This is a genomic window from Actinomadura sp. J1-007 (genome assembly GCF_009793335.1).
Lineage (GTDB): Bacteria > Actinomycetota > Actinomycetes > Streptosporangiales > Streptosporangiaceae > Spirillospora > Spirillospora yumaensis.
Genome location: NZ_WING01000001.1, coordinates 1,394,654 through 1,420,418 on the forward strand (window position 1 = coordinate 1,394,654; position 25,765 = coordinate 1,420,418).

Below are 25,765 nucleotides of genomic sequence, written 5' to 3' on the forward strand. Positions count from 1 at the left end.
GCCCCATCGTCTGGAGAAGGTCCCGCCGCCGTCGTCATAGCGAGGGCGGCTCCCGGCGTACGCCGCCGGGAGTACGTCACGGAACGATTCGTGCGCCCTCCAGCTCCCCGGCCCGCAGCAGCTCGTGCATGTACCGCCGGCGCGGCTTGCCGCTGGACGTCCGATGGATCAGCCCGGTGCCGACGACAACGGTGAGCTCGACGTCCTCGCCCAGCCGCCGCCGCAGCGACTCGCGGACATCGGGCGCCCACGCGTCGTCCACCGTCTCGGCGAACAGCACCAGCCCCTTGGTGCCCGCGCCCGGCACGCCGACCACCACGATCCGCCCCTTGCCGAGCCCGGTCTGCTCCGCGATCCGCGCTTCGAGGTCCTCGACGTACACCGAACGGCCCCGCACCTTGATGCTGTCGCCCATCCGCCCCAGCACGAAGAGCCGCCCCTCGTGGAAGAACCCCGCGTCCCCCGTATGCACGGCACCGCCCACAAACCGCGTGGACTTGGCCTCAGCCCCCGCGTAGTACCCGGGACAAGCGGAAGCGCCCCCCACCACGATCTCCCCGAGCAGCCCCTCCCCCAACGGCGTGCCGTCATCGCTCACGATCGAGACGGGAACATCACCCTCAGGCGTCCCGCACCCGACGACCCACCCGGCCTTCGCACCGAGCGACTCGGGCCCGAGCACATGCTCCTCGGCGATCCGCACCGGCTCCCCGAACGCCAGCGACTCCCCGTCCGGCCGTACGGCGAGCGGCACCCGCCACGGATGGTCCATGGTCACCAGCAATGTGGTCTCCGCCATCCCGTACGCGGGCTTGAACGCCTCGCGCCGGAACCCGAACGGCTCCACGAGCCGCGCGAAACTCTCCAGCGCGTGCGGGTCGATGGGCTCCGCGCCGATGATCGCCGTACGCCAGCCGGACAGGTCCACGCCCTCAAGCTGCTCGGGCTTCACCCGCCGCGCGCAGTACGCGTAGGCGAACGGCGGCGCGGCCGTATGCGCCGCCTCCCCGAAACACCGGATCCACCGCGCGGGATCCCGTACGAAATGATCGGGCCGCATCAACCGCAGCTCACCCTGGAGAGCGATCGGCGTAAGAAAACACCCGATCAGCCCCATATCGTGATAAAGCGGCAACCACGAGGCCACCACGTCATCCTCGCTGAACCCCGCCGTGCGCGCGATCAGCTCAGCGTTGGCCTCCAGATTCGCCCACGTCACCATGACGCCCCGCGGCGCCCCGCTCGACCCGGACGTGAACTGCAACAGCGCCAGCTCCCCAGCCGTCTGCACCCGCGCCTCGTACCCCGCCTGCCGAGGCAGCCACGGCTCCCCGGGCAGCTCCGCCGCCCGCATCGCCTCACCCGCCCGCCCCGCGAGATCGGCCGAAGCGATCGTCAGCACAGGCCGCGCCTGCCGCAGGATCGCGGCGACATGCGCCACGTACTCCTCGCCGTCCTGGAACAGCGGCGGCGTGATGAGGCACACGGTCGCCCCCGCCGCCCACACCCCGAAGTACGTCTCGATGCACGTGTAGTCCGTCGGAAGGATCACGCACACGACGTCGCCGGGCCGCACCCCGTCCTCGATGAGCGCCGCGGCGGTCCGCCGTGCGGCAGAGGCCAGCTCGCCGTAGTCGCGGTAGTCCCACCCGCCGTCGTCGGCCGCCAGGTGGACGCCGCGTCCGGGGTTCGGCTTCTCCAGCCAGTCGCGCAGCGCAGTTGCCATCGTGTCCCCTTCAGTACGTGACTCGCGGGTAACTTCACCAGCGCGGCAGCGTCCGCGTCAACAGGTGAGACCACCCGGTCATCCGTAGATCAGCGCCCGCCCAGCACCCGACTCCCCACGACCCGCCACCCAAGAAGCGTCACCCCGAGAAACGCCAAGCTCACAAGAACGAAAGCGAAAGCCGTCCCCTGCCCGGAGACAATCCGAAGCCCCATCCCCGCCCCCACGACGACAAGCCAGACCCCCACCCCAGAAGGCACCACCTCAACCGGCCGCCGCCAAACCCGAAACACACCCCACCCAACCCCCACCCCAACCAGAAACGGCCAAGCCGTCCAAGCCAGCCCCCCAAACTCCCCGCCTCCTCATGCGAAGACCGCCCGATCGCAACGAAGACGAGCACACAACAAACATCCAGCCCCAACGCCAACCCCTTACGCATACCCCCACCCTAAAAGCCCACCGCCACCCCCCTCCCCAGGAGCCCCCAAAGGCAAAGCCGAGCCCCACCAGCAAAGGCGAAGCCGAGCCCCCAAGCCGCGATGGCGAAGCCGAGCCCTCAAACCCCCACGGAAACCCGCACCAGCGAAGGCGAAGCCAAGCCCACAAACCCGATGGCGAAGCCGAGCCCACAAGCCGCGATGGCGAAGCCGAGCCCTCAAAGCCCCGCGGAAACCGGCACAAGCAATGGCGAAGCCGAGCCCACAAACCCAAGCCACGGCGGGCGAAGCCCAGCCGGGGGGCTCGGGGGGTCGCCCCCCCGATAAAAAGCGAATGGCTCCCCCGGAAGCAAACCAACGGTTTGCGACCAGGGGAGCCCCGAGCCAGTAGCGGGGGCAGGATTTGAACCTGCGACCTCTGGGTTATGAGCCCAGCGAGCTACCGAACTGCTCCACCCCGCGGCGATGTCTTAACTCTATGGGGCGGCGGGGGCTTAGGCAAACCGGTTGTGCGGCGCGGCGGCGGGGGCGCTGAGGGCGGCGGTGAGCATGGCGGTCAGGTCGGCGACGAACGCGTCGTGGGCGAGGAGGGTGCCGTCGTCCTCGCGGGCGCCCTCCGCGCCGAGGCGGCCGGTGCGGTCGGCGAGGGCGGTGGTGAGGAACGAGATGACGACGGCGATCCGTTCGAGGGCCACGGGCTTCGGGAGGAGGGCGAGGCAGTGCCGTTCGAGGAGGGCGAGTTGGGCGGCGAGGGCGGTGTCCTCGATGACGGCGGGGACGGTGTGGCTGCGGATGCCGGCGTGGCCGGAGACCTGGGCGACGATGCGGAGGAAGTCGCGGCCCTCTTCGGTGCGCAGTTCGGCGGCGGTGGGTTCGACGACGGCGGCGACGACGGCGGGGAGGCGGGCGCCCGCGAGGCCGGGGAGGGCGGCGGTCCTGGCGGGTTCCATGCGCTGGACGCCGGCGCGGAGGATCGCTTCGAGCAGGCCGCGCCGGGACCCGAAGTGGTAGGTGATCGCCGAGTCGTTGGCCTGGCCGGCGAGGGCGACGATGTCGCGGGTGCGGGCGGCGTCGACGCCTTCGGCGGCGAAGAGGCGGGCTCCGGCGCGCAGCAGGCGGTCCCTGGTGGTCCTTGCGTCTCTCGGCACCCCGATGATACTAACAGGGGGCGTTAATAACGGGAGTCGTTACAACCCGAGCGGCCGCTACTACCGAAAGGTGCCGCGCCATGACCGACGTCTACGACCCGTTCGACCCCGCCTTCCAGGCCGACCCCTATCCCGCGTACCGGCGGCTGCGCGACGAGGAGCCCGTGCACCGGCACGCGGAGCCGCCGTTCTGGGCGCTGTCGCGGTTCGACGACGTGTGGGCGGCGGTGCGGGACGCGGCGGCGTTCTCGTCCGCGCAGGGCCTGACGTTCTTCCCGGACGAGATCGGCACGCTCGGGCTCGCGCCGACGATGGTGATGCTCGACCCGCCGCGGCACACCGTCCTGCGCAAGCTGATCAGCCACGGGTTCACGCCCCGGCGGACGGCGGCGCTGGAGGACCTGCTCCGCGCGTTCGTCCGGGGACGGATCGCGCTGATGGAGCGCAAGGCGGCGGACGGCGAGCCGGTGGACCTGCACCGCGACTTCTCCTCGCCGCTGCCGACGTTCGCGCTCGCGCACCTGCTCGGCGTCCCGGAGGCGGACCGGGCCCGGTTCGACCCGTGGGTGGCGGCGCTCGTCGGGTTCCAGGACGGCGGGTTCGGCGCGGAGGCGCTGAACGCCGGGGGCGCGATCGAGGCGGTCTCGGAGATGTTCCAGTACTTCACGGACCTGGTCGCGGCGCGGCGGGCGGAGCCGACCGGCGACCTGATCAGCGCGCTGGCCGCGGCGGAGGCGGATGGGGAGCGGCTCACCGACTGGGACATCCTCGGGTTCTGCTTCGTGATGGTCGCGGGCGGCAACGACACGACCGGCAACCTGATCTCGCACGGCGTCGCGCTGCTGGACGGCGACCACGGGCAGCGGGAACGGCTCGCCGCCGACCCGTCCCTCATCCCGAACGCGCTGCTGGAGTTCCTGCGCCTTGAGGGGTCGGTGCAGGCCCTCGCCCGGACGACGACCGCGCCGGTCGTCCTGCACGGCGTCGAGATCCCCGCCGGGGAGAAGGTGATGATGATGTACGGGGCGGCGAACCGGGACGAGCGCGAGTTCGGCCCGACCGCCGACCGGCTGGACGTGGCGCGGGAGATCCCGCGCCATCTCGGGTTCGCGAGCGGCGTGCACTTCTGCATCGGGTCGCATCTCGCCAAGCTCCAGGCCCGGGTCGCGCTGGAGGAGCTGCTCGCCGCGCACCCGCACGTCGGCGTGGACCTGGACCGCGCCGAACGGCTGTCCTCGGCGTTCACGCGGGGCTGGGTGTCGCTCCCCGCCACCGGCATCGGCGCCGACGCGAGCTGACCGGTCCGACGACGCCCGCACCGTTCCAACGCAGGGGGCGGGGGCCGGTGTGGGGGCTGGGGTGGGGGTGGCCAGAGGCGGTCAGCGGGGGTGGCCGATGGCGGACGGCCGGACGGGGCGGGCGGAGGGTCAGTAGGCGCCGTCGCCGCGGAGGACGGCGGCGGCGGTCTTGCCGAGGATGAGCAGGTCGAGGGTCAGCGACCAGTTCTCGACGTAGCGCAGGTCGAGCCGTACGGCGTCCTCCCACTCCAGGTCGGACCGGCCGCTGATCTGCCAGAGGCCGGTGAGGCCGGGCTTGACGACGAGGCGGCGGTGCACGTCCGCGCCGTACCGCTCGACCTCGGACGGCAGCGGGGGGCGCGGGCCGACGAGGGACATGTCGCCGTGCAGGACGTTGAACAGCTGCGGCAGCTCGTCCAGGGAGTACTTGCGCAGCAGCCGGCCGACCCGGGTGATGCGCGGGTCGTCGCGCATCTTGAAGATCACGCTCGTGCCGCCGTGCGACTCGACCAGGCGCGGGCGCAGCCGCTCGGCGTCCTCGACCATCGTGCGGAACTTCAGCATCCGGAACGGCAGGCCGTCGCGCCCGACCCGCCGCTGGGCGAACAGCGCCGGCCCGCCGTCGTCCAGCCGGATGGCGAGCGCGACCGCGGCCATCACGGGCAGCGCCGCGAGCAGGATCAGCACGGCGACGACCTTGTCGAACGCGCCCTTGACGAAGCGCCGCGTCCCGCCGAGCTCGGCGTGCTCGACGTGCAGCAGCGGCAGGCCGGCGATCGCGCGGATCGTGGTGCGCGGCCCGGCGACGTCGATCAGCGCGGACGCGACGAGGAGCTGGGTGCCGGACGCCTCCAGCGCCCAGGCGAGCCGGCGCAGGGCGAGGCCGTCGATGTCGGGCCCGGCGAGCACGGCGACGGTGTCGGCGCGGTACCGGTCCACGGCCTGCACGACGTCGCCGAGCCCGCCGTGCACGGGGACGTGCCAGGGCTCGCCCTCGCCGCCGTCGGACAGGCACGCGCCCACGATCTGCATGCCGTGGTCGGGGGTGCGGCCGAGCTCGCGGATCAGGCCCGCGACCGAGTCGCGGTGCCCGACCGCGACGACGCGGCGCATGCACTCGCCGCGCTCGCGCGACCGGTGCAGGTGCCTGCGCAGGGCCCGGCGGGCGAACAGGTCGAGCAGCGTGAGCAGCGGCAGCGCGACCACGACGTAGCCGCGCGCGACCTCGGCCTTGGTGGCGTACGACAGGATCGCGACGGCGGCGGTGAGGCCGATGCCCGCGTTGAAGATCCGGTTGTACTCGTCGGAGCCGGTGCCGAAGAAGCGGTGCTCGTACGCGCGGGCGGCGGCGACCCACAGCACCCACACGAACGGCAGGGCCACGGCGAGCACCATGTTGGGCCAGCGCGCGGCCTCGTCCGGGCCGAAGCGGACCGCGTACCCGGCGAACGCGGCGGTGACGCCGCAGGTGAAGTCGGCCGCCATGGCGCGGCGCGCGTAGCCCGCGACCCACGGCACCGGCACGGCCTGGCGGCCGCGCGCGTGGCCGAGCGGGCGCTCGCCCGCGATGTCCTTGAGGCCCCGATGACCCGCCACCCCGTTACCCCCAGAATGATTCCCGCGTCGAAAAATCACTCCACGCCGGATAGGGAGACGAATCAAGAGCCGGTTTCGAGCACGCCGGCGCGCTGTCCTCAAACGGTCACCCGGGAATCTGGACGGCGGGGCGCCGGATGGTATCGGCTGGATCGATCGACGCCATCGCCATTCTGACGCGCGCGCGAATTCCGGCTTTTACCGCAGCCCTGGTCGCGCCGATCCTCGCCGCGTCCTCCTGCGCACAACACGCCACCGAACGGGAACGGGGAGTGTCGGGAAATCGGCCGGCCGCGAGCCCCGTCACGCTGCGTTCCGGGGAACTGCTCTTCGGGAACACCGGGGCGGTGCGGGGCGGCGGGATGGTGGCGACCGCGCCGCGCGGCGCGCCCGACTCGGGGCGGCGCACGAGCGCGCTGTCCTGCGCGCGGGCGTACTTCGCCGGCGGGACGGGCCTGTGCCTGAGCATGGAGCGGACGGCGAAGGCGCGGCTGTTCGGGGTCGTCTTCGACCGCGGCCTGCGGGAGCGGCGGCGGTTCGCGCTGCCGGGCATCCCGAGCCGGACGCGGGTGTCGGCGAGCGGGCGGATGGCGGCGTGGACGGTGTTCGTGAACGGGCACTCCTACGCGGGCAAGGACATGTCCACCACCACCGGGATCATGGACACCCGCACCGGCGCGACGGTGCACTCCCTGGAGGAGTTCGCGCTGACCAGGAACGGCCGTCCGCTGCGCGCCGCGGACCTGAACTACTGGGGCGTGACGTTCGCGGCGGACGACGACCGCTTCTACGCGACGGTGAAGACGAAGGGCACGACGTACCTGGTCGAGGGCAGCGTGTCGGGGCGCCGGATGCGGACGCTGCGCACGAACGTCGAGTGCCCGTCCCTGTCCCCCGACGGCCGCCGCGTCGCGTACAAGAAGGCGACCGGGCTTGCGGCGCGGCCGTGGCGGCTGCACGTGCTCGACCTGCGGACGATGCGGGACGAGCCGCTCGCCGAGGCGTCGAACGTGGACGACCAGGCGGCCTGGCTGGACGCCCGCACGGTGATGTACGGGCGGGTGGACAGGGCGACGACGAACGTCTGGACGGTCCCGGCGGACGGGTCGGGCCCGCCGCGGCTGCTCGCCCGCAACGCGTTCTCCCCGTCCGTGGTCTCCTGAGCCGCCGGAAGTCTCCCGGAGCGTCCGCGGTCTCTCGGACGGCGCGTTCGCTAGGTGAATGCCCGGGACCGTTCCTGAACGTTCCGCGCGGTATCCGAACGGCCGGCCTTCGGGAGAAGGCCGTTCCCTGTCGATAAGGCGGCGCTTACCAGAGTCGGCTTCTCGGGAACGGCCGGTTCCGGCCTTCCCGCCATTGTGACCCGCCGGTAGGCCAACGTTGTAAACGTGTGTTTATCTGGGTGGGCGCACGTTTTCCTCGCCCGGACGCCCGAGGGGGTCGGCCGGTTTACCGGTGCGCCGACCTAAGAAGGTCATCCCAAACGCTTCTTTTCCCTCGCGCGATCCACATAGTTAGGGAGGACGATTTGTCCTGACTCTTTGCCTACCTGCGGGCCTTGCGCAGGTCTACTCGGGGGAGCCTGTGTGTCCCATCCCTCCTCACCGCGCGCGGACCTCGTCGCCGGGGGCGACGCGGCGGTCCGCGGCCTCGTCGACCGCCTGGTGGCGCTGGCCCTGACGGGCCTGCCCCGGATGCGGGACGGCGACGGCTTCGCGTTCACCCTGCGCGGCGTGCCCGACGGCGCGGGCGGCTGGCGGACGGAGCCGTCCGGGCGCAGCGTCCGGTACGCCGCGATCACCGCGCTGGGCGTGCTCGCCCTGCCGCCGGAGGCGCGGGCGGCGGCGCTCGGCGGCGAGCCGGTCGAGGACCTGATCGCGCGGCTCGTCGCGCTGCTGGACGAGTCCGGCCCGGCCGCCGTGACCTCGCTCGGCGACGTCGCGCTGATCGCATGGGCCGCGGCCGCCGCGCGGCACGACGGGCTGGACCGCGCGCTGAAACGCCTGGCCGAGGCGGATCCGCCGGGGACGGGACGCGCGGTGTTCACGGTGGACGCGGCCTGGGTGCTGTCGGCGCTCGCCGCCGCCCGCGGCCAGGCGGAGACGTCCGGCCACTTCGAGCGCGCGCGGGCGCGGCTGCTGGCCGGCGCCGCCGCGAGCGGCCTGTTCTCCCACCAGGTCGGCGGGACGGGGCTCGTTCCGCGCTACCGGGCGCACGTCGGCTGCTTCGCCGACCAGGTGTACCCGATCCAGGCGCTGGCGCGCGCCGGCGACCAGGAGGCGGTCGCCGCGGCGGACGCGGCGGCGCGGCGCATCGTCGCCGCGCAGGGCTCCGGCGGCCAGTGGTGGTGGCACTACGACGCGCGGACGGGCGGCGTCGTGGAGGAGTTCCCGGTCTACAGCGTGCACCAGCACGCGATGGCGCCGATGGCGCTGCTCGACCTCGCCCGCGCGGGCGGCACCGCGCACCTCGACCCGATCCGGCGCGGGCTGCGCTGGATGACCGAACCCGCCGAGACCGACGTCCCGCTGATCCACGACGACCTCGGGGTGACCTGGCGCAAGACCGCCAGGTCCGACCCCCGCAAGGCCGTGCGGGGGGCGCGGGCGGTCAGCACCGGCGTTCGCGCGGGCTGGCGGCTGGGAGGGCTCGACCGGGTCTTCCCCCCGACCGCCGTCGACCGCGAATGCCGGCCGTACGAGCTCGGATGGCTCTTGTTCGCCTGGCTGGAGGGCGCATGAGGAACCGCGGGATGAACGACGACACGATCGGCGAACGGCGCCGCTTCCTCGGCGTCTGGCTGGCGCCGCTGACGCTGGAGGAGAGCGTCGCGCTGTGCGTCAAGGCGGTGGAGGAGCGGTCGGCGGTCCGCGTCGGCTGCGTGAACGCCGCCAAGATCGTCAAGATGCGGGACGACGCGCGGCTCCGCGAGGCCGTGCTGGGCTGCGACCTCGTCGTGGCCGACGGGCAGTCGGTGGTGTGGGCGGGCAGGGTGCTGGACCGGCCGCTGCCCGAACGCGTCGCCGGCATCGACCTGATGACCGCGCTGCTGCCCGAGGCCGAACGGCACGGGCACAGCGTCTACTTCCTCGGCGCGCGCGAGGACGTCCTCCAGGACATGCTCGCCGCCGTCCGCAGGCGGTACCCCGGGCTGCGGATCGCGGGCCACCGCAACGGCTACTTCGACCAGGAGGAGGAGGCCGCCGTCGCCGACGCCGTCCGCGCGTCCGGCGCCGACATGCTGTTCATCGGCACCTCCTCGCCGAAGAAGGAGCTGTTCGTCCACCACCACGGCGAGCGGACGGGCGCGTCGCTGGTGCACGGCGTCGGCGGCTCGTTCGACGTGCTGGCCGGGAAGGTGCGGCGCGCGCCCGAGTTCTGGCGGCGCAACGGGCTGGAGTGGCTCTACCGGGCCGTCCAGGAGCCGATGCGGCTCGGGCCGCGGTATTTGACGACCAACACCGCGTTCTTGCTGATGCTCGGCCGCGAGTTCCTGCTGCGCCGCCTGCCCCCGCGAAGGAAGTGACGCCGTGAGTGCCGGAGCGGAGGAGACGCGGAGCGCGGGCGGACGGGTCGTGGTGGTCGGCCTCGGGTACGTCGGGCTGCCGCTCGCGGTGCGGGCGGCGCAGACGGGCCGCCGGGTCGTCGGGTTCGACGTGGACGAGGACCGGGTCAAGTCGCTGTCCGCGGGCGAGTCGTACATCGAGGACGTGCCGTCCGAGGCGCTCGGGGCCGTCCTGGACTCGGGGCGGTTCCGGGCGACGTCGGCGCCGCGCGACCTCGCCGGGTTCGACGTGGCGCTGATCGCCGTGCCGACGCCGCTGCGCGAGGGCCTGCCCGACCTGGACTACATCGAGGGGGCGGCGCGGACGCTCGCGCGGTTCCTGCGGCCGGGCGCGACGGTCGTCGTGGAGTCGACGACCTATCCGGGCACGACCGAGGACCTCGTCGGCCCGATCCTGGAGGACGGCTCGGGCCTGGTCGCGGGCGCGGACTTCCACCTCGGGTACAGCCCGGAGCGGATCGACCCCGGCAACGCCGAGTGGACGCTGGCCACCACCCCGAAGATCGTCGCGGGCATCGACGCGGCGTCGCTGGCCGCCGTCCGCGCGTTCTACGACACGGTCGTGGACACCACGGTGCCGGTGTCCTCGACCCGTTCGGCGGAGCTGGCCAAGCTGGTCGAGAACACGTTCAGGCACGTCAACATCGCGCTGGTGAACGAGCTGGCGATGTTCGCCGGCGGGCTCGGCATCGACGTGTGGGAGGCGATCGACGCCGCGGCGACCAAGCCGTACGGGTTCATGCGGTTCACGCCGGGGCCCGGCGTCGGCGGGCACTGCCTGCCGATCGACCCGTCGTACCTGTCGTGGCACGTGGAGCGCGAGCTCGGCCAGAGCTTCCGGTTCGTGGAGCTCGCCAACGACATCAACGGGCACATGCCCGACTACGTCGTGCAGCGGATCACGGCGGCGCTCAACGCGCGCCGCCAGACGGTGAACGGCTCGCGGATCCTGCTGCTCGGCCTGGCGTACAAGAAGAACACCGGCGACGCCCGCGAGTCGCCCGCGGTGCGGATCGCGCAGCTCCTCGCCGGGATGGGCGCCGAGCTGCGCGGCGTGGACCCGCACGTGGTGGAGCCGACGCCGGTGGACGGCCTGGTCCGCCGCGCCGAGGCGACGCCGGAGGAGCTGGCGGGCGCGACGGCGGTCGTGCTGCTCACCGACCACGACCGGTTCGACTACGACGCGGTCGTGGAGCACGCGCGGCTCGTCCTGGACTGCCGCCGCCGGGTGACCGGCCCCCAGGTCGAGCATCTGTAGGAACCCCGTGAGCCCCGCCGTCCCCCTCGCCGCCCCGCCCGCGCTGAGCGCCCGCGCGCCCGTTCCCGCGCGAACGGTCCCGTACGGGCGGGGTCAGGGGGTGGTGGGGTCGGGGGTCTCGCGGGGGCGGCGGCGCGTCCGGGGCCAGGGGGTCCGCGCGTTCAGGCGGGGCGCGCGGCGGTCGGCGAGGACCGCCGCGTACACGGTCGCGATCGCGCCCATCAGCAGGATGGCGGCGAGCCGCCGCGTCGGCATTCCGGTGATCGCGATGGGGTCGCGGGTGCTCTCGGTGACCCGCCAGGTGATGACCGACCGGCCCCGCGCGCCCGCCTCGACCTGCCGCCGACGCAGTTCGTCGCGCAGCACGTCCTCGACCGCCTGGAGCGTGCGCCGCGCCTCGGCCGGCCGGGTGGAGGCGCTGCTGATCGTCACGTACGGCTGGTCGTGCACCGGGACCTCCTGGCTGCCCCGGTTGGCGAGCGCGACCTGGAACCCGGCCCGGCCGCCGGCCCTGCGCACCGCGCGCCGTCCGGCGGGCGAGTCGAGCCCGCGCGCCGACACCTCGGCCATCAGCACCAGGAACGGCGGGAACGTCGCGAACGTGTTGCGGGAGGACGGCTGCGGCGACAGGAAGGTCAGCACGGCCCGCGCCTCGTACGACGGGGCGGCCGCGAGGGTCTGGAGCGCGACCAGCCCGGTGAGCGCGGCCATGATCAGCGTCACCAGCGGACGGCGCCGGACCGAGACGAAGAAATCGCGAAAAGTCACCTGACGCTCCCCGTTCACATGTCCCCGATATGGTGGCACGTTGTTCGGGATATAGGTGAGATATTTCCAGCTATCTGCTTTCTGCCGATGCGCGGGAAAATGGGGGGCCGGTGGACCTGCTCGACTCGCTGAACATCCTGCTCCGGAGATGGCTGCTGACGCTCCCGCTGCTGCTGCTGACCGGCGCCGGGGTGCTCGCCGCGATGGTGATCCTGCCGTGGAGCTACGAGGCGAAGGCGACCACGGTGTTCCTCGCCTCGCCGATCCAGGCGAAGGAGGTCGGCGGCAACCCGTGGCTGGTCTTCGACGGCTCACTCACCGTGACCGCCGAGGTCGTCGGCCGCGAGCTGATGGACGCGCGCACCGCCGCCGAACTGCGCGGGCGCGGCCTGACCGCCGAGTACCTGGTGTCGGTGCCGCCCGACACCAGCGGCCCCGTCCTCCAGATCGACGTGACCGGCGAGAACGCCCGCACGACCGAGGCGACGCTGGTCGCGCTGATGAAGCTGATCCCCGAGAAGCTGGAGCGGATCCAGGCGGACGGCGGCGTCGCGCCGTACTCGCGGATCAAGTCGCGGTTCGTGTCGTCCACCCCGCACGCCGACCTCAAGGCCACCGACAAGATCCGCACGATCGCGGTGATCCTGTTCGCGGGCCTCGCGCTGACGGTCGCGCTGCCGCTGTCGGTGGAGTCGCTCGCGACCCGCAGGCACCACCGGGAACGGCCGGAACCGGCCACCGGACGCGGCGGACGCGGCGGACGCGGCGAGCCCGCCGACCCGTACGGGCCGTACGACGCGCGCGGCACGCAGGCCGAGCCGTACCCGCCGCCGCCCCGGTCCGCGCAGGCCGGGCCCCCGCCTGCGGAGAACGGGCCGTCGGCCGGGCGGGCCACGCGTACCGGGGAGAACGGGCTGCCACCCGCGGACCGGCGGCCCGAGCCGTCCACGGGTTCGCGCGAGTCGGGCCCCCAGCCCGTCCAGTACGAGCAGGAGGCGCAGGGCGGGCAGGCCGCGGAGCAGCAGCGTCCGGCACGCGCGCGGAACGGGCTGTCCAGGGACGGCCAGTCCGGACGCCCGCGGCCCAAGGCGAGCGCGCGCGACCGGGCCAAGCGCATGGAGGCGCTGGAGGCGCTGCGCCAGGAGACCGGCCGCCCGGACGCCACCCGCCCCGAGGTGCCGAGCGGGCCGCGCGACCAGCCCCGCCGCGCGGGGACCCGCCGCCAGGACGGCCAATGGTCGGAACGCGACGCCTAGCCGGCCCGCCCGGCCGCCGCCGCGCGGGTGGTGCGGGGTGACGCCGGCGGCCGGGCGGGCGGCGGACCCGATCGTGGACCCGGCGACGGTGCTGACCGTGTTCGTCGTGACGCTGACGCTGCTGCCCGCGCGGTACGTGCTCGGGCCGCTCGGCGCGGCGGGCACGCCCGCGGGCGTGATGGCCGTGCTGTGCCTGTTCTGGTACCTGGCCGCGATGATCAATCCGGCGACCACGCCGCTGCGCGGGCGCCAGCCGCTGCGCGCGGTGATGCTGGTCCTGCTGTGCTCGATGCTCGCCTCGTACGCGGCGGCGATGGGCCGCAACCTGCCGGCGCTGGAGACCAACGGCGCGGACCGCGGCCTGATCCTGGTGGCGGGCTGGGTCGGGATCGCGCTGCTCGCGGCGGACGGGATCACGCGCCTGGACCGCCTGGAGGACGTCCGGCGGCGGCTCGTGCTGTGCTGCACGATCGTCGGGGTGCTCGGGCTCGTGCAGTTCTTCACCGGTCTGGACGTGGCGTCCCACCTGGCGTTCCCCGGCTTGCAGGCCAACACCGAGTTCAGCTCGGTGCTCTCGCGGGACGGCTTCAACCGGCCGATGGCGACCGCGACGCACCCGATCGAGCTCGGCGTCGTCCTCGTGATGGCGCTGCCGCTCGCCCTGCACGGCCTGCTGTACGCGCCGAAGGGCCGCCGGGCGCGGCGCTGCCTGCCGGTCCTGGTGCTGCTGGTGACGATCCCGATGACGGTGTCGCGGTCGGCGATCCTCGGGCTGCTCGTCGTCGGCCTGGTCATGCTGCCGGTGTGGCCGGGACGGCTGCGGTTCTGGTCCCTGGTGGTCGGCGGCGCCGGGACGGTGGTCATGTCGGCGGCCGTGCCGGGCCTCATCGGGACGGTCTCCAAGCTGGTGCTCAACATCGGCTCCGACTCCAGCACCACGGCGCGCACCGACGACTACACGGCGGTCGCGCGGTCGGTCCACGACCGGCCGCTGTTCGGGCAGGGTTTCGGCACGTACCTGCCGAGGGTGTACCGGATCCTCGACAACCAGTACCTCGGCTCGCTGGTCGAGACCGGCCTGGTCGGGCTGGCGGCGCTGCTCGCGGTGATGCTGGGCGGCTGGTTCCTGGCGCGCGGGGCGCGGCGCGCGTCCCGCGACCCCGAGACCCGGCACCTCGCGCAGTGCCTCGCGGCGTCGGTGGCGGTCGCGGCGTTCGCCTACGGGACGTTCGACGCGTTCAGCTTCCCGATGGCCGCGAACCTGACGTTCCTGCTGGTCGGCTGCGGCGCCGCACTGTGGCGCCTGGCCCGCGAGTCACCCGAGGTGTCGTCCGGCGCCCCCGCGCGGAGGCGAACGAGGCGACCGGTGCGAGCGGCGTGGAGGGCGCGAACGGGCCGAGCGGCGCGGGCAGGCGGGACGGCGGGAACGGGGCGAGCGACGCGAACGGGTCGGACGGCGCGAGCGGGCGGGACGGCGGGAACGGGGCGAGCGACGCGAACGGGTCGGACGGCGCGAGCGGGCGGGACGGCGGGAACGGCGCGGGGCGCGGCCGGAGCGCGGGCGAGGACCGGCGCGGCGACCGAGGCGAGGACCGGCACGGCGACCGGGGCGGGGACCGGGCGGACCTGGTGGTCAGGGGCGTACGGGCTTGCCGTCGTCCCAGACGTTGGAGCGCCAGACGTTGCCGCGTCCGGACGGGTCGAAGGAGGTGACGGGGCCGTAGAAGCCGCCCTTCTTGAAGTATCTCCGGCTGAACACGTTGCCGATGACCTTGATGTCGGTCGGCCTGCCGTACTTGCCCTTCCCGCCGTACACCGCGTACCCGCCGCCGGCCAGGTAGTTGCGCTGGATCGTCGCGTGGTGGGCGCGGCCGAAGTCCTGCCAGAGCGCGATCGCGGCGGTCTGGCCGAGCGGGTTGAGGATGACGTTGTGCCTGATCACCAGGCTCTGCCCGGCCGCCGGGCCGGACGGGGACGCGATCGCGTCGTTGTGGTCGCCGGGGAAGTGCTTGAGCTTCATGATCAGCGAGTTCTCGATCAGCCCGTGCGGGGTGACCACGCCCTCGCTGACGGTGTGGATGCGCGCGCCGCGGACGGTGAGCGCGCCGCCGAAGTTCAGCACGGCCTTCTGCGACCGGACCTTCGGCGTGCCGTTGATCTCGGTCCGCTCGATCCGCAGCCCGCCGTACCCCTGCCGCTGGATGACCACCCAGTCGCCGCCCGCGCCGACGACGTGGGTGTTCCGTACGGTCACGTTGTTGGCCTGCACGTTGATCTCGCCGTGGACCTCCTTGCCGTCCACGATCGCGCCGTCCCTGCGGATGGTCAGCGGCCCGGTGCGGGTCAGCCTGCGCCCCGCCGGGACGCCGGTCGTCGAGTAGTTGGGCCAGGCCGCCTGCGCGCCCTCCCCGCCGGACGTCGAGGCGCTCTTGCGGTCGAGGTCGAGTTTCAGCGGCGGCGCGCCCGTCGGCTGGACGTCGGCGGGCGTGGGGGTCACGATGCGTGACGGCGTGCCGGTGCTCCCCTGCGTTGCCGCCTCCCTGCCGTCGCCGCCGCAGGCGGTGAGCGCCGCCCCGGCGAGAGCGAGCGCCAGCACGGTGCGCGTGTACATGCGATGCCTCCGAGCGCCTGTCTCCCCGGCCGGGAGCGACGGGCCCGAGTCTGCCATTTCCCTTTTGTCGATATTCCCCATTGGCCGCGTTAGGCCAGAATGGTCAGAACGGCCACTCCCTCCCCACCGCCGAATGCGCACGCCCGCCTCCCGGCGCGCGGGAAGATCGTCCGGAATTCCGGCCGGTCGGCGCCGCCGCCGGCGAACCCGCGGCGGTATGGCGGGCGGGAGGACGCTCCAGAGAGCACAGGTCGGCTCCGGATGCTTGTCACCTGCGGCCGTAGTGGCCCGGCCGCTCAAGGTCTAGCCTCCGCTACGCCGGTTCTGAAGTCCCCTTCACTTCGGGTCCGGCGGGCATCCCCGACCTCCCGCGCGAGCACCCCCGGCCCCGCGCGGGCCCCGACCTCCCCCGCCCCTGGAGCCCCCATGCGCCGCAGATCCCTGTCCCTGGCCGTGGCCGCCGCGCTGACCATCGGCGTCGCCGCCCCCGCGCCCGCCGCGTTAGCCGCCCCGCGCCCGGCCCCGTCCGCGCCGCCCGCGTCCGCCTCGTCGATCGCCTCGATGCTGCCGGGGTTCGACGAGCTGAAGCCGTCCGCCACCCCGGCCGCGCTCACCGAGGCGCCCCGCGATCTGGACGTCACCTACACCGTCAACGGCCAGACCCGCACCCTCAAGGACTTCCTGAACCGCTCGGCGCAGGGCTTCGTCGTGCTGGACGGCAGCAAGATCGTCAAGGAGTGGTACGCCGCCGGCTACTCCAAGAACAGCCTGTTCCAGTCGTGGTCCATGGCCAAGTCGTACACCTCCGACGTGATCGGGATCGCCCTCGCCGAAGGCAAGATCGGCTCGCTGGACGACACCGTGGCCGAGTACCTGCCCGAGCTGGCCAAGTCCGGCTACGGGGACGTGTCGCTGCGGAACCTGCTGCGCATGTCGTCCGGGATCGAGTGGAACGAGCCCGTGGACGACGTCCCGCTGCACGTGTCGGTCAGCATGGGCTGGGCGTCCACGCTCCAGCTCGCGTCGTACCGCAAGCGCGGCTGGGAGCCCGGCAGCAGGTTCAACTACACGAGCATGAACTCCGCCGTCCTGGCGCTCGTCCTCCAGAAGGCCACCGGCGTGCCGTACTACAAGTACGTGCAGGACAAGATCTGGGGCCCGGCCGGGATGGCGTCCACCGCCTACGTCGGCAACGACGGGCACGGCGACGGCCTCGGCTACTGCTGCGTCTACGCCAACGACCGCGACTTCGCCCGCTTCGGCAAGATGATGCTGAACGGCGGCAAGGTGGACGGCCGCCAGGTCGTCCCCGCCTCCTGGATCGAGCAGGCGACCGCCCCCTCCCCCGCGAACCCCGGCTACGGCCTGCACTGGTGGCTCGACGGGTCGAACGGCTACTACGCCAGCGGCCTCGGCGGCCAGAGCATCTACGTCTCCACCAAGCACGACGTGGTCATCGTCAAGAGCACGTTCCTCAACCTGGACGAGAGCGAGACCCTCCCCGCCTTCCGCGCCGTAGCCGCCGAGGTAGCCCGCACCCGCTGACCCTCCCCTCCCTCCCCCTCCCCGTCCCCCGCCTCGCGCCCCTAGCCCCAGGACACGGCGCTTTCCCGGAGGCTCGGCTTCCACCTGGGACACACCCCTTGCCCAGGCAAGCCCTTACCCGGGCCTACCCCTTACCCCGGCCAGGGGCGGGGAGGCGCCCTTGCCCTGGCACGCCCTTTGCCCGGACTGCCCTCACGCGGACCAGGGGCGGGAACGCGCCCTCACGCGGACCAGGGCGGGGAGGCGCCCTCACGCGGACCAGAGGCGGGAACGCGCCCTTACGCGGGCCGGGGGCGGGGACGCGCTATGACGGCCTGACGCGCGGGAGATCCCGCGCGTCTCCTCAAATCGCCGCCACCAGCAAGCCCGCCCCAGGCCCTGCTGAACGCACCCCGCGCCCCGGCCCCCGGGCGCTGGTGAACGCACCTCGAGCCCCAGGCCCTGCTGAACGCACCCGCGCCCCGTTCGGCCTGGCCGCCCCCGCGCATCGCGGGGGCGGCTGAGTAGGGCCTGGCGCGGGGGGGCGGGCGGGCGAGATACGAAGGATTCTCGCGCTGGTATGACCGTGCGTAACCCTTACGCGTAGGGGGCTTTGCCCTGTCTTACCGCTGGTGACGTGGTTTGGACCGCGCTTGGGGGAAATATGGGAGGAGATGGGGTCGTTACAACCCGTGACGGCAGCGAGAACAGGCCGTCCGCGGCGCCCACTCCCCATCTGAGCGTGAGGGGCGCGACCTGATCACCAAGACGCCCTCCTTCCGGGGCCGTCTGTCCGCCTGACCCACACCCCTCACCGAGTGTGTGGAGCCGGAAACCCAGCGCCACCAGGGCTCACCCCCCTTCGGGGAGCGGTGCGGCCCGCCCGGGCCCCGAGCCTGGAGCGCGCCGGCCGGTAGGCGGACCGAGCAACCAGGAGCAGCCTTCTCATGTTCGTTCGCACCACTGACACCACCAAGCGCTTGGGTACCCGTCTCGCGACCGCTTCGGTCCTCTCGTTCGCCGGCCTCGCCGGTGCGGCGGGGCTCGCCCAGGCCGCGCACGCCGACGCCAAGCCCGTGGCGGGCAAGCCCGCCGTGAGCAAGGTGGCGGCCGGCAAGCCCGCCGACGCCAAGCCCGTCGGGAGCGAGGCCGCCAAGGCCGGCGCCCAGGGCGGCCGCGCCCAGGACGTCATCAAGCTGGCCCGCACGCAGGTGGGCATCAGCGAGGACGGTTCGGGCAACACCAAGTTCAACGAGTGGTACGCCGGGTCCGACCTCGGCAAGGCCAACGCCAAGCGGGCCGGCGCGTCCAGCGCCGACGTCTACAAGGGCCAGTCCTGGTGCGACATGTTCGTCACCTGGCTCGGCCAGGAGACCGGGGCCAAGGGCATGGGCTCGGACGCCTACACCGTCGACCACGCCCAGTGGTTCAAGGACCACGGCCGGTTCGGCGACAAGGCCAAGCCCGGCGCCGTGGTGTTCTTCGCCTGGGGCGGCGGCGGCATCTCCGACATCGACCACGTCGGGATCGTCGTCAAGGACAACGGCGACGGCACCATCAAGACCATCGAGGGCAACACCGGCGACGCGGTGAAGCAGAAGGTCCGTCCGACCTCGCAGGTCGCGGGCTACGGTTACCCGCAGTACCGGTGACCCTGCGCCCCGTCCCCCCCGGGGCCTCACGAAAGCGGCGGCATCCAACCGGATGCCGCCGCTTTCGCATGTCCAGCCCCCGGCAACGCCGAACGGCGTGCCCAGACGGCCCTGGGACGGGGCCGTCGCGGCGCGCGCCTGGGGACGGAGGCCGCCCGGCGTCCGGGCCATAGGGGGGCCATGATTCGGCCCAGGACCCGTTCGGCGGGCTCGTCGCGCTGGGCCTTCCGGCTCCGCGGGCAGGAGACTCGTGCTGCCGGGCGCGGAGGAGGGGAAGCGCCGGCGGAAGGGGAGGCATGGTCAAGGGGCGCGTTCGGCATGGGCTGCGCCGCCTGCTGGGACGCGCCGAGGAGGCCGCCCCGGCGGAGGACCCGTCGCTGGTGGGACTGCTGACCGGGAGCCGGTTCGAGGGGCTGCCGCCGCAGCGCGAGTCGCTCGACCCCCGGCAGACGCGGGCGACGATGGAGTTCCTCCTCGATCTGGGCGAGCAGATGTTCATCGCCGGGTCCGAGACCCGTTCGATCGAGACCGGGCTGATCGCCGTCGCCGCCACGTTCGGGCTCGGGCCGATCGAGCTGGTCATCGCCGGGCGCACCGTCCACCTCCAGTACGCCCCGCCGGGCCGCACGCCGGTGGTGATGCTGAAGGTCGCGCGCACCGAGGAGGGCCGGGACCTGCGGCGGATGCACGCCATCTACCGCCTGGTGGACGACATCACCAAGGGCAGGCTCGACCGCCGCGACGCGAGCCGGGAGCTGGACCGGATCAGGCGGCTCGCGCCCGTGTGGCCGTGGTGGGCCATGCTGGCGGGCAGCACGGTCCTCGCCGCGTCCATCAGCCTCCAGGCGCACGGCACCCTGCCCGGGACGCTCGCGGCGATGGCCGTCCTCGTGATCAGCAACCGGCTCGGCTGGGCGCTGCCGCGGGGCGGCATCCCGAGCTACTACGTGACGTTCGTGCAGGCGGCGGTGGTCGTCGGGCTGGGCGTGCTCGCGCTGGAGGGCGGGCTCGTCCAGGGCCAGACCGCCGCGAGCACGACCGCCGCCAATCTGGTGCTGCTGCTGCCGACGCTGTCGATCGTGTCCCTCGCGCAGGACGCGATCACGGGCTTCGAGCTCACCGCGGCGTCGCGCCTGATCAGGGTCGTGCTGGCCTTCGTCTCGCTGAGCGCGGCGGTCGGCGCGGTCGGCGTCCTCGCGAGCGATTCGCACGCGATCGGCAACACCCAGCAGGCCCAGTTCGTCGGGCTCCCCGTGCTGCTCGCCCTGCTGGCGGCGGCCGTCGGGTCCGCCGCCAACGGGATCGCGATGGGCGGCGTGGCCCGGCTGATCCCGTTCGCGTCGCTGATGGGCGTGCTCGCGATGGGCGTACGGCTCACCGGGGCGGGCATCCTCCACCTGCCGCCGCCGATGGCCGTCCTGCTGGCCGCGATCGTGCTCGGCACGGTCGCCGGGCAGCTCAGCCCGTGGCTGCGCATCCCCGCGGCGGCCCTGGTCACCCCCGGCGTCACCGGCGCGCTGCTCCCGGCCTCGTCGGTCTACCGGAGCCTCTCGGACTACACCGCGGGCGCGCCGGGCGCGGGACGGGGACTGCTGAGCGCCCTCGTCACCACGGCGGCGATCGGCGCGGGCGTCGTCCTCGGCAACATCCTGGGCGCGAAGACCGAGGCCAAGGTGGACGGTCAGCACGGACACGACCGCAAGCACACCCCCGTCCCCCACCGCTGACCCCACAACGCCCCCGGCAACGCTCCCGTCCCGCTAGTCCGGCGCCCGGGTCGGCTCCAGCTCGGCGAACACGACCTTGCCCCGTTCGGCCAGCGGACGCGTGCCCCACCGCCGCACTAGCGCGCCCATCAACAGCAGCCCCCGCCCGGACTCCCGCGTGAGGTCGAACGGGCGCGCCACGGGCAGCGCGTCGGAGCGGTCCCACGCCTCCAGTACGGGGCACCCGTCCTCGCGTCGATAAACGCGAACGACGACCGGATCGCCCTCGGCCGACCCGTGCTTGATCGCGTTGGTGGCCAACTCAGTGACGACCGTTCTCGCGATGTGGTCTTCGAGCCCCCAATCGCCGAACACGAGGGCGGCGAAATCGCGCACCTGTTTGATCGCCTGCGGATGAGCCTTGATCACGATGGTCGCGGGCTCCGGCACGGGATCACCTCCGAATGTCCATTACTCCACGCACAGAATCGAGCACGACGAGTAATGTCGAAGGTGCATCGCGAAGCCACAGCAAAGCCGGTAGCACGCGGTATCAGAGAGGTGTCCCCCCATGGCTCCACGCAAGCCCACCGCCCAGACCATCGCGTTCGGCGCCGAGGTCACCCGCCTGCGCATCGAGGCCGGACTCACGCGCCTCGAACTCGCCAAACGCGCCTGCGTGACGCGCGGCTACATCGCCCAGGTCGAGAACGGCATCACCCGCTGCCGCAAGGACTTCGCCGAACGACTCGACAAGGTGTTCTCGTCCGGAACGGCCCTCGCCGACCTCTGGGACGACATCCTCCGCTCCGCCGCGTACCCCAAGTTCTTCCGCGACTACCCCGCCGCCGAAGCCACCGCCGTCCTCCTCCGCGCATACCACGAGACCTTCGTCTTCGGCCTGTTCCAGACCAAGGCATACGCCCGCACGCTCCTGCTCGATGACAACGACTTCGAAGGACGAATGCGCAGGCAGGCGGTCCTGAAGTCGGAGAATCCGCCCACGATCGGCCTCGTTCTCGGCGAGGCCGCGCTGTACCGCCAGGTCGGCAGCCCGCAACTCATGCGCGAACAGCTCGACTACCTCGTGGAAGTGTCGCAGTGGGAGAACGTCACGCTGCAAATCGCACCCACGGCCCACTACCGTGGCGTGAGCGGTTCCTTCGATCTCGCCACGCAGGAGGACGGGGCAGAACTGCTCTACCTGGAAACCTCGGTGGGAGGACACACGTCGAGCGACCGGGCCGATATCTTGCACATCGTGAAGGCGTTCACGCTGTTGCAGGCACGGGCATTGAGCGCCGACGACTCCCGAGAGCTCATACGGAAGGTTGCGTTGGAGCGATGGACGGAAACGTAACCCAATGGCGCAAGGCGAGCAGGAGCAACGACACCGGCGGTTCGTGCGTAGAGGTAGCGACGCTGCCGCAGGGAGTCGGCGTACGAGACAGCAAGGACCCCGACGGCCCCCGCCTCCTGCTGAGCCGCGACGCGTTCCGCACACTCACCGCCAACCTCAAGCGTTAGCGAGCGTCTGGGTACGAGCTTCCGTGTAGCCGACCGCGCGCAAGGGTCGGCGTCGTTGGGTCGCGTCCGAGCAATGGGCGAGAAAGTGAACCCACGGACGGTGTCCCCTCAAACGACGAACTGGACCCTGCCGTTGTGGCCTCGCAGGCGGTGGGCGGCCCATTGCTGTGCAACGGTTACGTAGCGCGGGGCCTGGGGTGTGGGGTCAGCGGCGCTGTGTCGTCTCCAACGTTCCGCCGAGACCTGCGCGTACAGGTCGATGGCACGGGGGTCGGCACTGGACCAGGCGGGGAACTGCGCGGCCCACTCTTCCGCCTCGGCGGGGCTGTGTCCTGCCCGGATGAGCCAGGGAATGATCTGCCCCATCTCCACCCATGGAGCCCCGCGCGAAGCGAATCCCAGTCAACGACGTGCACACGCCCATCGGAGGTGAGCAACAGGTTGGCGCGGTTCAGGTCCGTGTGGAGCAGGGAGTCGCCCGCGATCGGCGACACGTCGTCTGTCAGCTTCTCCCAGCGCCGTTCCACCTTCATCTCCACTGCCTCGGGGCAAGGTCTGCTCTGGAGTCCGTGAACGGTCTCGGCCACGAGGTCAAGGTCAGGAGGGCCGGGCGAATAATCGGCGTGGCGTCCGTCCACGTGCTCGAATCCAAGCGCGAGCCACCCGCCGGCCTCGAAGTGCCACAGAAGTCGGGGGCGAACTCGGACATGTACGAGGCGAACGTGGCCTCCCTGCGGAGTGACCGGACCTGAGGGCCGTCTTGGTCGGTGGACCTCTGCGCGGCCTTGACGAACGTCCTGCCCTGCGAAGTGCGCAGCGTGGAAGTGAAGTCCGCGTTCCTGCCCGCAGAGGCAGGCTGGACGCTGCCGACTGGACCGATCCGCTCCTCGATCGCGTTCCGCAACGCCTCGGACAGATCGGCCCAGTCCCTACGCATGCGTACCCTTCGCTACTTCACCCGCCACCTGGTGAGCTGCACTCCGGCGGGCAGCAGCCCGCCCCGGCTCCGGCCTCCCAGAATTCCATGTCCACGGCGTAGCCGGTGACGACGAGTTGGGGAACGGTGCGGTCGAGTCCGGCACCGGACAGGATGTCCTCACCCAATGCCGATATCGTCTAATTCAGCAGCGCCTTCGCAGCGATGCAGGCGCGCAGCCCGAGCGTGAACGAATCGCGCGTCCTCATCGAGAAGGCGATGGCCCGATGGACACTGTGATCTGGCGCAAGGCGAGTCGTAGCAACGACCAAGGCGCCGAGTGCGTCGAGGTGGCGGCCCTCTCGGCAGGAGTCGGCGTACGGGACAGCAAGGACCCCGACGGACCACGTCTGCTGCTGAGCCGTGAGGCGTTCCGCGCGCTCGCCGCCGACATCAAGCGTTAGCGGCGGCTGGGAGCTGCTCCCGGGTGGAACGACGGTCAGAGGGTGTCGCCGGGGCGGTCCAGCCATACGTGGTCGCCCGTGGGGGTCACTGTCAGGCCGAATCGGTCGCGGCCGGGACTGCGGTCGGTGATCCAGCCGAAGTAGGCCGACACCGCCAAGTCCCAGAGGGGCCTGGTCCCGCCCTGCTCGACCTCGAAGGAGACGCGGCCGGGCTCGTAGCGGGCGCTGGCCCAGGCGTCCGGCCCCCAGATCCGCAGGGTGTAGGCGTCGCCGTCGCGTATGCCCCTGGCGCACACGCCCGGCAGCGCCGCCCCATCGCCAGGTCCGCGCCCGCCGGTGCGTAACCGATCGTCCGAGGGTCGACATCGGTCGTCGTCCGTTCCGCGGGCCTGCCGGACGGGTCCCACTCGGGGTGCCGCTGCTTCCGCATCATCATGTACGAGGCGTAGCCGGCGAACCCGCCCACGGCCGTCCCGTCCGGCATCACCACGAGCCGCAGCTCATGACTGGAACCGAACCCCGGGGCATAGGGTGTCACGATCACCCCGCCGGGGCGGGTCTGCTCCACCCACGCGTACGGCACGCGCGCGACCGCGCAGGTGGCGTGCACCCGGTCGTAGGGCGCTTCTCGCGTCCAGCCCCGGGCACCGTCGCCCACGACCAGCCGCGGAGAGACGTCCGTCTGCTTGAGGTTCGCGGCGGCCCGCTCCGAGATCGCGGGATCGACCTCGACGCTGACGACGTTCTCCGAACCGACCAGACGCGACAGCAGCGCGGCCGTCCAGCCGGTGCCGGTGCCCACGTCCAGAACGCGGTGCCCCGGCTCGGCGTCGAGCAGTTCCAGCAGCGACACCACGGTGCTCGACGCCGACAACGACGAGGTGAAATGTCCCGCGCCGGCCGCCAGGTCGGTCGCCCCGTCATCGAGCTGCGTGATGAGCGCATCATCTCCGTAGACGAGATCAAGCCAGGCTTCGGGGGCGGATCGCTTCCGTACCCGGCCGCCCTCGCCGGTCCAGGCCACCGGAGGCGCGAACACGTGCCGGGGAACGTCACGCAGCGCTTCCTTGATGGACGCCTGCGTCAGCCATCCGGCGGCGGCCAGCCGCTCGATCAGCGCCTCGGTGCGCTGCGCGACGTCTCCCATCAGCCGATCACTTCCCCCGCTTGCCGTCGCCCTTGTCATCCTTGTTCGGCGGCGGAATAGGTTTGTCCGGCTTGTGACCGTTCTTCTCCGCCGGATCCTCGTGCTTACCCATGGTGCTGTACCTCCTTGCCATAACGCGGCTCGACGCCACGTTTGAGGTGTCCCGGCCCACCCCATCCGCGAGCCGTCCTACGGTTTTCAGATGCTGATCGGGTTTTCCGGTGAGTTGAGCCAGATCGTGCCGCCTTCAGCGTCTCTGAACAACGCTGGGAACAGGACGCCGAGACCGGCATATTTTGTTGTCCGTGAAGAACGGCACAGCGGCCTCTACGGCACGGTGCGTGTAGTTGGCCACGCTGCCTCAAAGCGTGGGCGTACGGGACAGCAAGACTCCGCCGGGGCGAACGAGAAATACGCGGTCGGCCGTGGGCGTCACCGGGGGCGGTCGGGCTGGGGGTGGTGGTTCGGTGGTGTTGGGGTGGGGTCAGGGTTTCGGGGTGGTGAACAGGCGGTTGAGGTGTTGGTCGAGGGCGGTCAGGGCCGCTTGGGGGGCGATCACGTTCAGTTCGATGAGGGGAGTCAGGCCGGTGAGTGCCAGGAGCAGGTCGGTCTCCGTCGCCGGGTCGCGGTCGGAGCCGATGTGGCCGTCGGTGATCGCTTGGCGGACGATCCGTTCGACGAGGTCGCGGCCGTGGGTCAGGCCGTCGCGTGCGCGGGTGCGGATGTTCGCGTCGTGCAGCGCCTCCAGGACGTAGGCGGCGCTCATCCGGCTCGTCGCGCGGGCGTCGGGATGCAGGGGGAGCATCTCCGTGAGCATCGCTCGGAGCACGTCACGGGGGTGTGGCGGGTCGCCGAGGTCTCTGACGGCTTCGGCGACGCGGCGTGAGGTCCGTTCGGACGCGTAGTCCATGGCGAAGACCAGCATCTCCTCGCGGGTGGCGAAGTAGTGCTGCACCGCGCCGTGGGAGATGCCCGCCTCCTGCGCGACCTCGCGGACGCTGGCGTGCGCGATGCCGCGCTGTTCCACCACGCGCCACAGTGCTCGGGCGATCGCCTCGCGGCGTTCGCGATGGTCCACCTGCTTGGGCATGGTCCGCCTCCCTGTTCCAATACGGTTGACATATTACAGGTGACCGGTAAAGGCTGGACGTCCGTTCACGGAG

The 25,765-nt window shown here is 72.2% G+C and carries 24 protein-coding genes, 1 tRNA gene and 1 pseudogene; 14 read left to right on the plus strand and 12 right to left on the minus strand.

Going from position 1 to position 25,765, the window contains the following annotated elements; all coding sequences use genetic code 11:
- Positions 1 to 76 precede the first annotated feature (76 nt).
- The 5 genes from GEV43_RS06310 to GEV43_RS06325 form a co-directional block, all read right to left on the minus strand.
- Entirely contained in the window at positions 77 to 1,726 is a 1,650-nt protein-coding gene (locus GEV43_RS06310) for an AMP-binding protein (protein ID WP_160819874.1), read from the minus strand.
- Between the two features lie 89 nt (positions 1,727 to 1,815).
- Positions 1,816 to 1,941 (minus strand): DUF3054 family protein, encoded by a 126-nt coding sequence (locus tag GEV43_RS55865; RefSeq protein ID WP_375539031.1) that lies wholly within the window; start codon positions 1,939 to 1,941, stop codon positions 1,816 to 1,818.
- The gene (locus GEV43_RS55870) at positions 1,887 to 2,168 is read right to left on the minus strand and encodes a DUF3054 domain-containing protein (protein WP_375539032.1); all 282 of its coding nucleotides are present in this window, start codon (positions 2,166 to 2,168) and stop codon (positions 1,887 to 1,889) included. Before GEV43_RS55870 ends, GEV43_RS55865 begins: the two co-directional genes overlap by 55 nt.
- 386 nt (positions 2,169 to 2,554) lie before the next feature.
- Positions 2,555 to 2,628, minus strand: a tRNA-Met gene (locus GEV43_RS06320).
- Positions 2,629 to 2,660: 32 nt separating this feature from the next.
- Positions 2,661 to 3,314: a TetR family transcriptional regulator gene (locus GEV43_RS06325; RefSeq protein WP_206681078.1), complete on the minus strand. Its 654-nt coding sequence runs from the start codon at positions 3,312 to 3,314 to the stop codon at positions 2,661 to 2,663.
- A gap of 80 nt (positions 3,315 to 3,394) precedes the next feature.
- Here GEV43_RS06325 and GEV43_RS06330 point away from each other — a divergent pair, with 80 nt between their 5' ends.
- Positions 3,395 to 4,612 (plus strand): cytochrome P450, encoded by a 1,218-nt coding sequence (locus tag GEV43_RS06330; RefSeq protein WP_160819875.1) that lies wholly within the window; start codon positions 3,395 to 3,397, stop codon positions 4,610 to 4,612.
- A 129-nt stretch (positions 4,613 to 4,741) separates the two neighbouring features.
- Here GEV43_RS06330 and GEV43_RS06335 read toward each other — a convergent pair whose 3' ends face one another.
- Positions 4,742 to 6,208 (minus strand): sugar transferase, encoded by a 1,467-nt coding sequence (locus GEV43_RS06335; RefSeq protein ID WP_309239482.1) that lies wholly within the window; start codon positions 6,206 to 6,208, stop codon positions 4,742 to 4,744.
- Between the two features lie 272 nt (positions 6,209 to 6,480).
- Here GEV43_RS06335 and GEV43_RS06340 point away from each other — a divergent pair, with 272 nt between their 5' ends.
- From GEV43_RS06340 to GEV43_RS06355, 4 genes are all read left to right on the plus strand, one after another.
- On the plus strand, positions 6,481 to 7,371 hold the full coding sequence (locus tag GEV43_RS06340; protein ID WP_160819876.1) for a hypothetical protein: 891 nt from the start codon (positions 6,481 to 6,483) through the stop codon (positions 7,369 to 7,371).
- A 423-nt stretch (positions 7,372 to 7,794) separates the two neighbouring features.
- Positions 7,795 to 8,949 (plus strand): hypothetical protein, encoded by a 1,155-nt coding sequence (locus GEV43_RS06345; protein WP_206681079.1) that lies wholly within the window; start codon positions 7,795 to 7,797, stop codon positions 8,947 to 8,949.
- Between the two features lie 11 nt (positions 8,950 to 8,960).
- The gene (locus tag GEV43_RS06350) at positions 8,961 to 9,734 is read left to right on the plus strand and encodes a WecB/TagA/CpsF family glycosyltransferase (RefSeq protein ID WP_175249994.1); all 774 of its coding nucleotides are present in this window, start codon (positions 8,961 to 8,963) and stop codon (positions 9,732 to 9,734) included.
- A 4-nt stretch (positions 9,735 to 9,738) separates the two neighbouring features.
- Positions 9,739 to 11,031, plus strand: a complete 1,293-nt coding sequence (locus tag GEV43_RS06355) for a nucleotide sugar dehydrogenase (RefSeq protein ID WP_160819877.1) — start codon at positions 9,739 to 9,741, stop codon at positions 11,029 to 11,031.
- A 93-nt stretch (positions 11,032 to 11,124) separates the two neighbouring features.
- Here GEV43_RS06355 and GEV43_RS06360 read toward each other — a convergent pair whose 3' ends face one another.
- Positions 11,125 to 11,799, minus strand: coding sequence for a hypothetical protein (locus GEV43_RS06360; protein WP_160819878.1), 675 nt, complete (start codon positions 11,797 to 11,799; stop codon positions 11,125 to 11,127).
- Positions 11,800 to 11,909: 110 nt separating this feature from the next.
- On the opposite strand from GEV43_RS06360, the gene GEV43_RS06365 reads away from it, so the two are divergent.
- Positions 11,910 to 13,055, plus strand: a complete 1,146-nt coding sequence (locus GEV43_RS06365; RefSeq protein WP_160819879.1) for a hypothetical protein — start codon at positions 11,910 to 11,912, stop codon at positions 13,053 to 13,055.
- Positions 13,056 to 13,698: 643 nt separating this feature from the next.
- Positions 13,699 to 14,145, plus strand: a pseudogene (locus tag GEV43_RS55875) (O-antigen ligase family protein); the annotation flags it as partial.
- 543 nt (positions 14,146 to 14,688) lie between these two features.
- Here the strand turns inward: GEV43_RS55875 and GEV43_RS49515 are convergent.
- Complete coding sequence (locus GEV43_RS49515) at positions 14,689 to 15,666, minus strand: hypothetical protein (RefSeq protein WP_241682805.1); 978 nt, start codon at positions 15,664 to 15,666, stop codon at positions 14,689 to 14,691.
- Positions 15,667 to 16,092: 426 nt separating this feature from the next.
- Here GEV43_RS49515 and GEV43_RS06375 point away from each other — a divergent pair, with 426 nt between their 5' ends.
- The 3 genes from GEV43_RS06375 (at position 16,093) to GEV43_RS06385 (ending at position 20,569) form a co-directional block, all read left to right on the plus strand.
- On the plus strand, positions 16,093 to 17,211 hold the full coding sequence (locus tag GEV43_RS06375) for a serine hydrolase (RefSeq protein ID WP_160819881.1): 1,119 nt from the start codon (positions 16,093 to 16,095) through the stop codon (positions 17,209 to 17,211).
- 959 nt (positions 17,212 to 18,170) lie between these two features.
- Positions 18,171 to 18,842, plus strand: a complete 672-nt coding sequence (locus tag GEV43_RS06380) for a CHAP domain-containing protein (RefSeq protein ID WP_241682806.1) — start codon at positions 18,171 to 18,173, stop codon at positions 18,840 to 18,842.
- Between the two features lie 296 nt (positions 18,843 to 19,138).
- On the plus strand, positions 19,139 to 20,569 hold the full coding sequence (locus tag GEV43_RS06385) for a threonine/serine exporter ThrE family protein (RefSeq protein ID WP_160819883.1): 1,431 nt from the start codon (positions 19,139 to 19,141) through the stop codon (positions 20,567 to 20,569).
- A 33-nt stretch (positions 20,570 to 20,602) separates the two neighbouring features.
- Here GEV43_RS06385 and GEV43_RS06390 read toward each other — a convergent pair whose 3' ends face one another.
- Positions 20,603 to 20,998 carry an ATP-binding protein gene (locus tag GEV43_RS06390; RefSeq protein WP_160819884.1) on the minus strand — a complete coding sequence of 132 codons (396 nt, stop codon included), beginning with the start codon at positions 20,996 to 20,998 and terminating at the stop codon, positions 20,603 to 20,605.
- Positions 20,999 to 21,119: 121 nt separating this feature from the next.
- On the opposite strand from GEV43_RS06390, the gene GEV43_RS06395 reads away from it, so the two are divergent.
- From GEV43_RS06395 to GEV43_RS06405, 3 genes are all read left to right on the plus strand, one after another.
- Positions 21,120 to 21,908, plus strand: a complete 789-nt coding sequence (locus tag GEV43_RS06395; protein ID WP_160819885.1) for a helix-turn-helix transcriptional regulator — start codon at positions 21,120 to 21,122, stop codon at positions 21,906 to 21,908.
- On the plus strand, positions 21,893 to 22,075 hold the full coding sequence (locus GEV43_RS06400; protein ID WP_160819886.1) for a DUF397 domain-containing protein: 183 nt from the start codon (positions 21,893 to 21,895) through the stop codon (positions 22,073 to 22,075). The genes GEV43_RS06395 and GEV43_RS06400 overlap by 16 nt, the downstream gene beginning before the upstream one ends.
- A 410-nt stretch (positions 22,076 to 22,485) precedes the next feature.
- Complete coding sequence (locus tag GEV43_RS06405; RefSeq protein WP_160819887.1) at positions 22,486 to 22,827, plus strand: hypothetical protein; 342 nt, start codon at positions 22,486 to 22,488, stop codon at positions 22,825 to 22,827.
- A gap of 202 nt (positions 22,828 to 23,029) precedes the next feature.
- Here GEV43_RS06405 and GEV43_RS06410 read toward each other — a convergent pair whose 3' ends face one another.
- Positions 23,030 to 23,179 (minus strand): hypothetical protein, encoded by a 150-nt coding sequence (locus GEV43_RS06410; protein WP_160819888.1) that lies wholly within the window; start codon positions 23,177 to 23,179, stop codon positions 23,030 to 23,032.
- A gap of 99 nt (positions 23,180 to 23,278) precedes the next feature.
- On the opposite strand from GEV43_RS06410, the gene GEV43_RS06415 reads away from it, so the two are divergent.
- The gene (locus tag GEV43_RS06415; protein WP_160819889.1) at positions 23,279 to 23,455 is read left to right on the plus strand and encodes a DUF397 domain-containing protein; all 177 of its coding nucleotides are present in this window, start codon (positions 23,279 to 23,281) and stop codon (positions 23,453 to 23,455) included.
- A 91-nt stretch (positions 23,456 to 23,546) separates the two neighbouring features.
- On the opposite strand, the gene GEV43_RS06420 is transcribed toward GEV43_RS06415, so the two are convergent.
- Both GEV43_RS06420 and GEV43_RS06425 read right to left on the minus strand, forming a co-directional pair.
- Complete coding sequence (locus GEV43_RS06420; protein WP_160819890.1) at positions 23,547 to 24,602, minus strand: methyltransferase domain-containing protein; 1,056 nt, start codon at positions 24,600 to 24,602, stop codon at positions 23,547 to 23,549.
- Positions 24,603 to 25,086: 484 nt separating this feature from the next.
- On the minus strand, positions 25,087 to 25,692 hold the full coding sequence (locus GEV43_RS06425) for a TetR/AcrR family transcriptional regulator (RefSeq protein WP_160819891.1): 606 nt from the start codon (positions 25,690 to 25,692) through the stop codon (positions 25,087 to 25,089).
- Positions 25,693 to 25,765 lie beyond the last annotated feature (73 nt).

Bases quoted from the DNA above. Each gene is read 5' to 3' on its own strand.
- GEV43_RS06395 (WP_160819885.1), top strand. From the start codon at position 21,120: ATGGCTCCACGCAAGCCCACCGCCCAGACCATCGCGTTCGGCGCCGAG.
- GEV43_RS06400 (WP_160819886.1), top strand. From the start codon at position 21,893: ATGGACGGAAACGTAACCCAATGGCGCAAGGCGAGCAGGAGCAACGAC.
- GEV43_RS06330 (WP_160819875.1), top strand. From the start codon at position 3,395: ATGACCGACGTCTACGACCCGTTCGACCCCGCCTTCCAGGCCGACCCC.
- GEV43_RS55870 (WP_375539032.1), bottom strand. From the start codon at position 2,168: ATGCGTAAGGGGTTGGCGTTGGGGCTGGATGTTTGTTGTGTGCTCGTC.
- GEV43_RS49515 (WP_241682805.1), bottom strand. From the start codon at position 15,666: ATGTACACGCGCACCGTGCTGGCGCTCGCTCTCGCCGGGGCGGCGCTC.
- GEV43_RS06310 (WP_160819874.1), bottom strand. From the start codon at position 1,726: ATGGCAACTGCGCTGCGCGACTGGCTGGAGAAGCCGAACCCCGGACGC.
- GEV43_RS06350 (WP_175249994.1), top strand. From the start codon at position 8,961: ATGAACGACGACACGATCGGCGAACGGCGCCGCTTCCTCGGCGTCTGG.
- GEV43_RS06415 (WP_160819889.1), top strand. From the start codon at position 23,279: ATGGACACTGTGATCTGGCGCAAGGCGAGTCGTAGCAACGACCAAGGC.
- GEV43_RS55865 (WP_375539031.1), bottom strand. From the start codon at position 1,941: ATGGGGCTTCGGATTGTCTCCGGGCAGGGGACGGCTTTCGCTTTCGTT.
- GEV43_RS06420 (WP_160819890.1), bottom strand. From the start codon at position 24,602: ATGGGAGACGTCGCGCAGCGCACCGAGGCGCTGATCGAGCGGCTGGCC.
- GEV43_RS06425 (WP_160819891.1), bottom strand. From the start codon at position 25,692: ATGCCCAAGCAGGTGGACCATCGCGAACGCCGCGAGGCGATCGCCCGA.
- GEV43_RS06375 (WP_160819881.1), top strand. From the start codon at position 16,093: ATGCGCCGCAGATCCCTGTCCCTGGCCGTGGCCGCCGCGCTGACCATC.
- GEV43_RS06385 (WP_160819883.1), top strand. From the start codon at position 19,139: ATGGTCAAGGGGCGCGTTCGGCATGGGCTGCGCCGCCTGCTGGGACGC.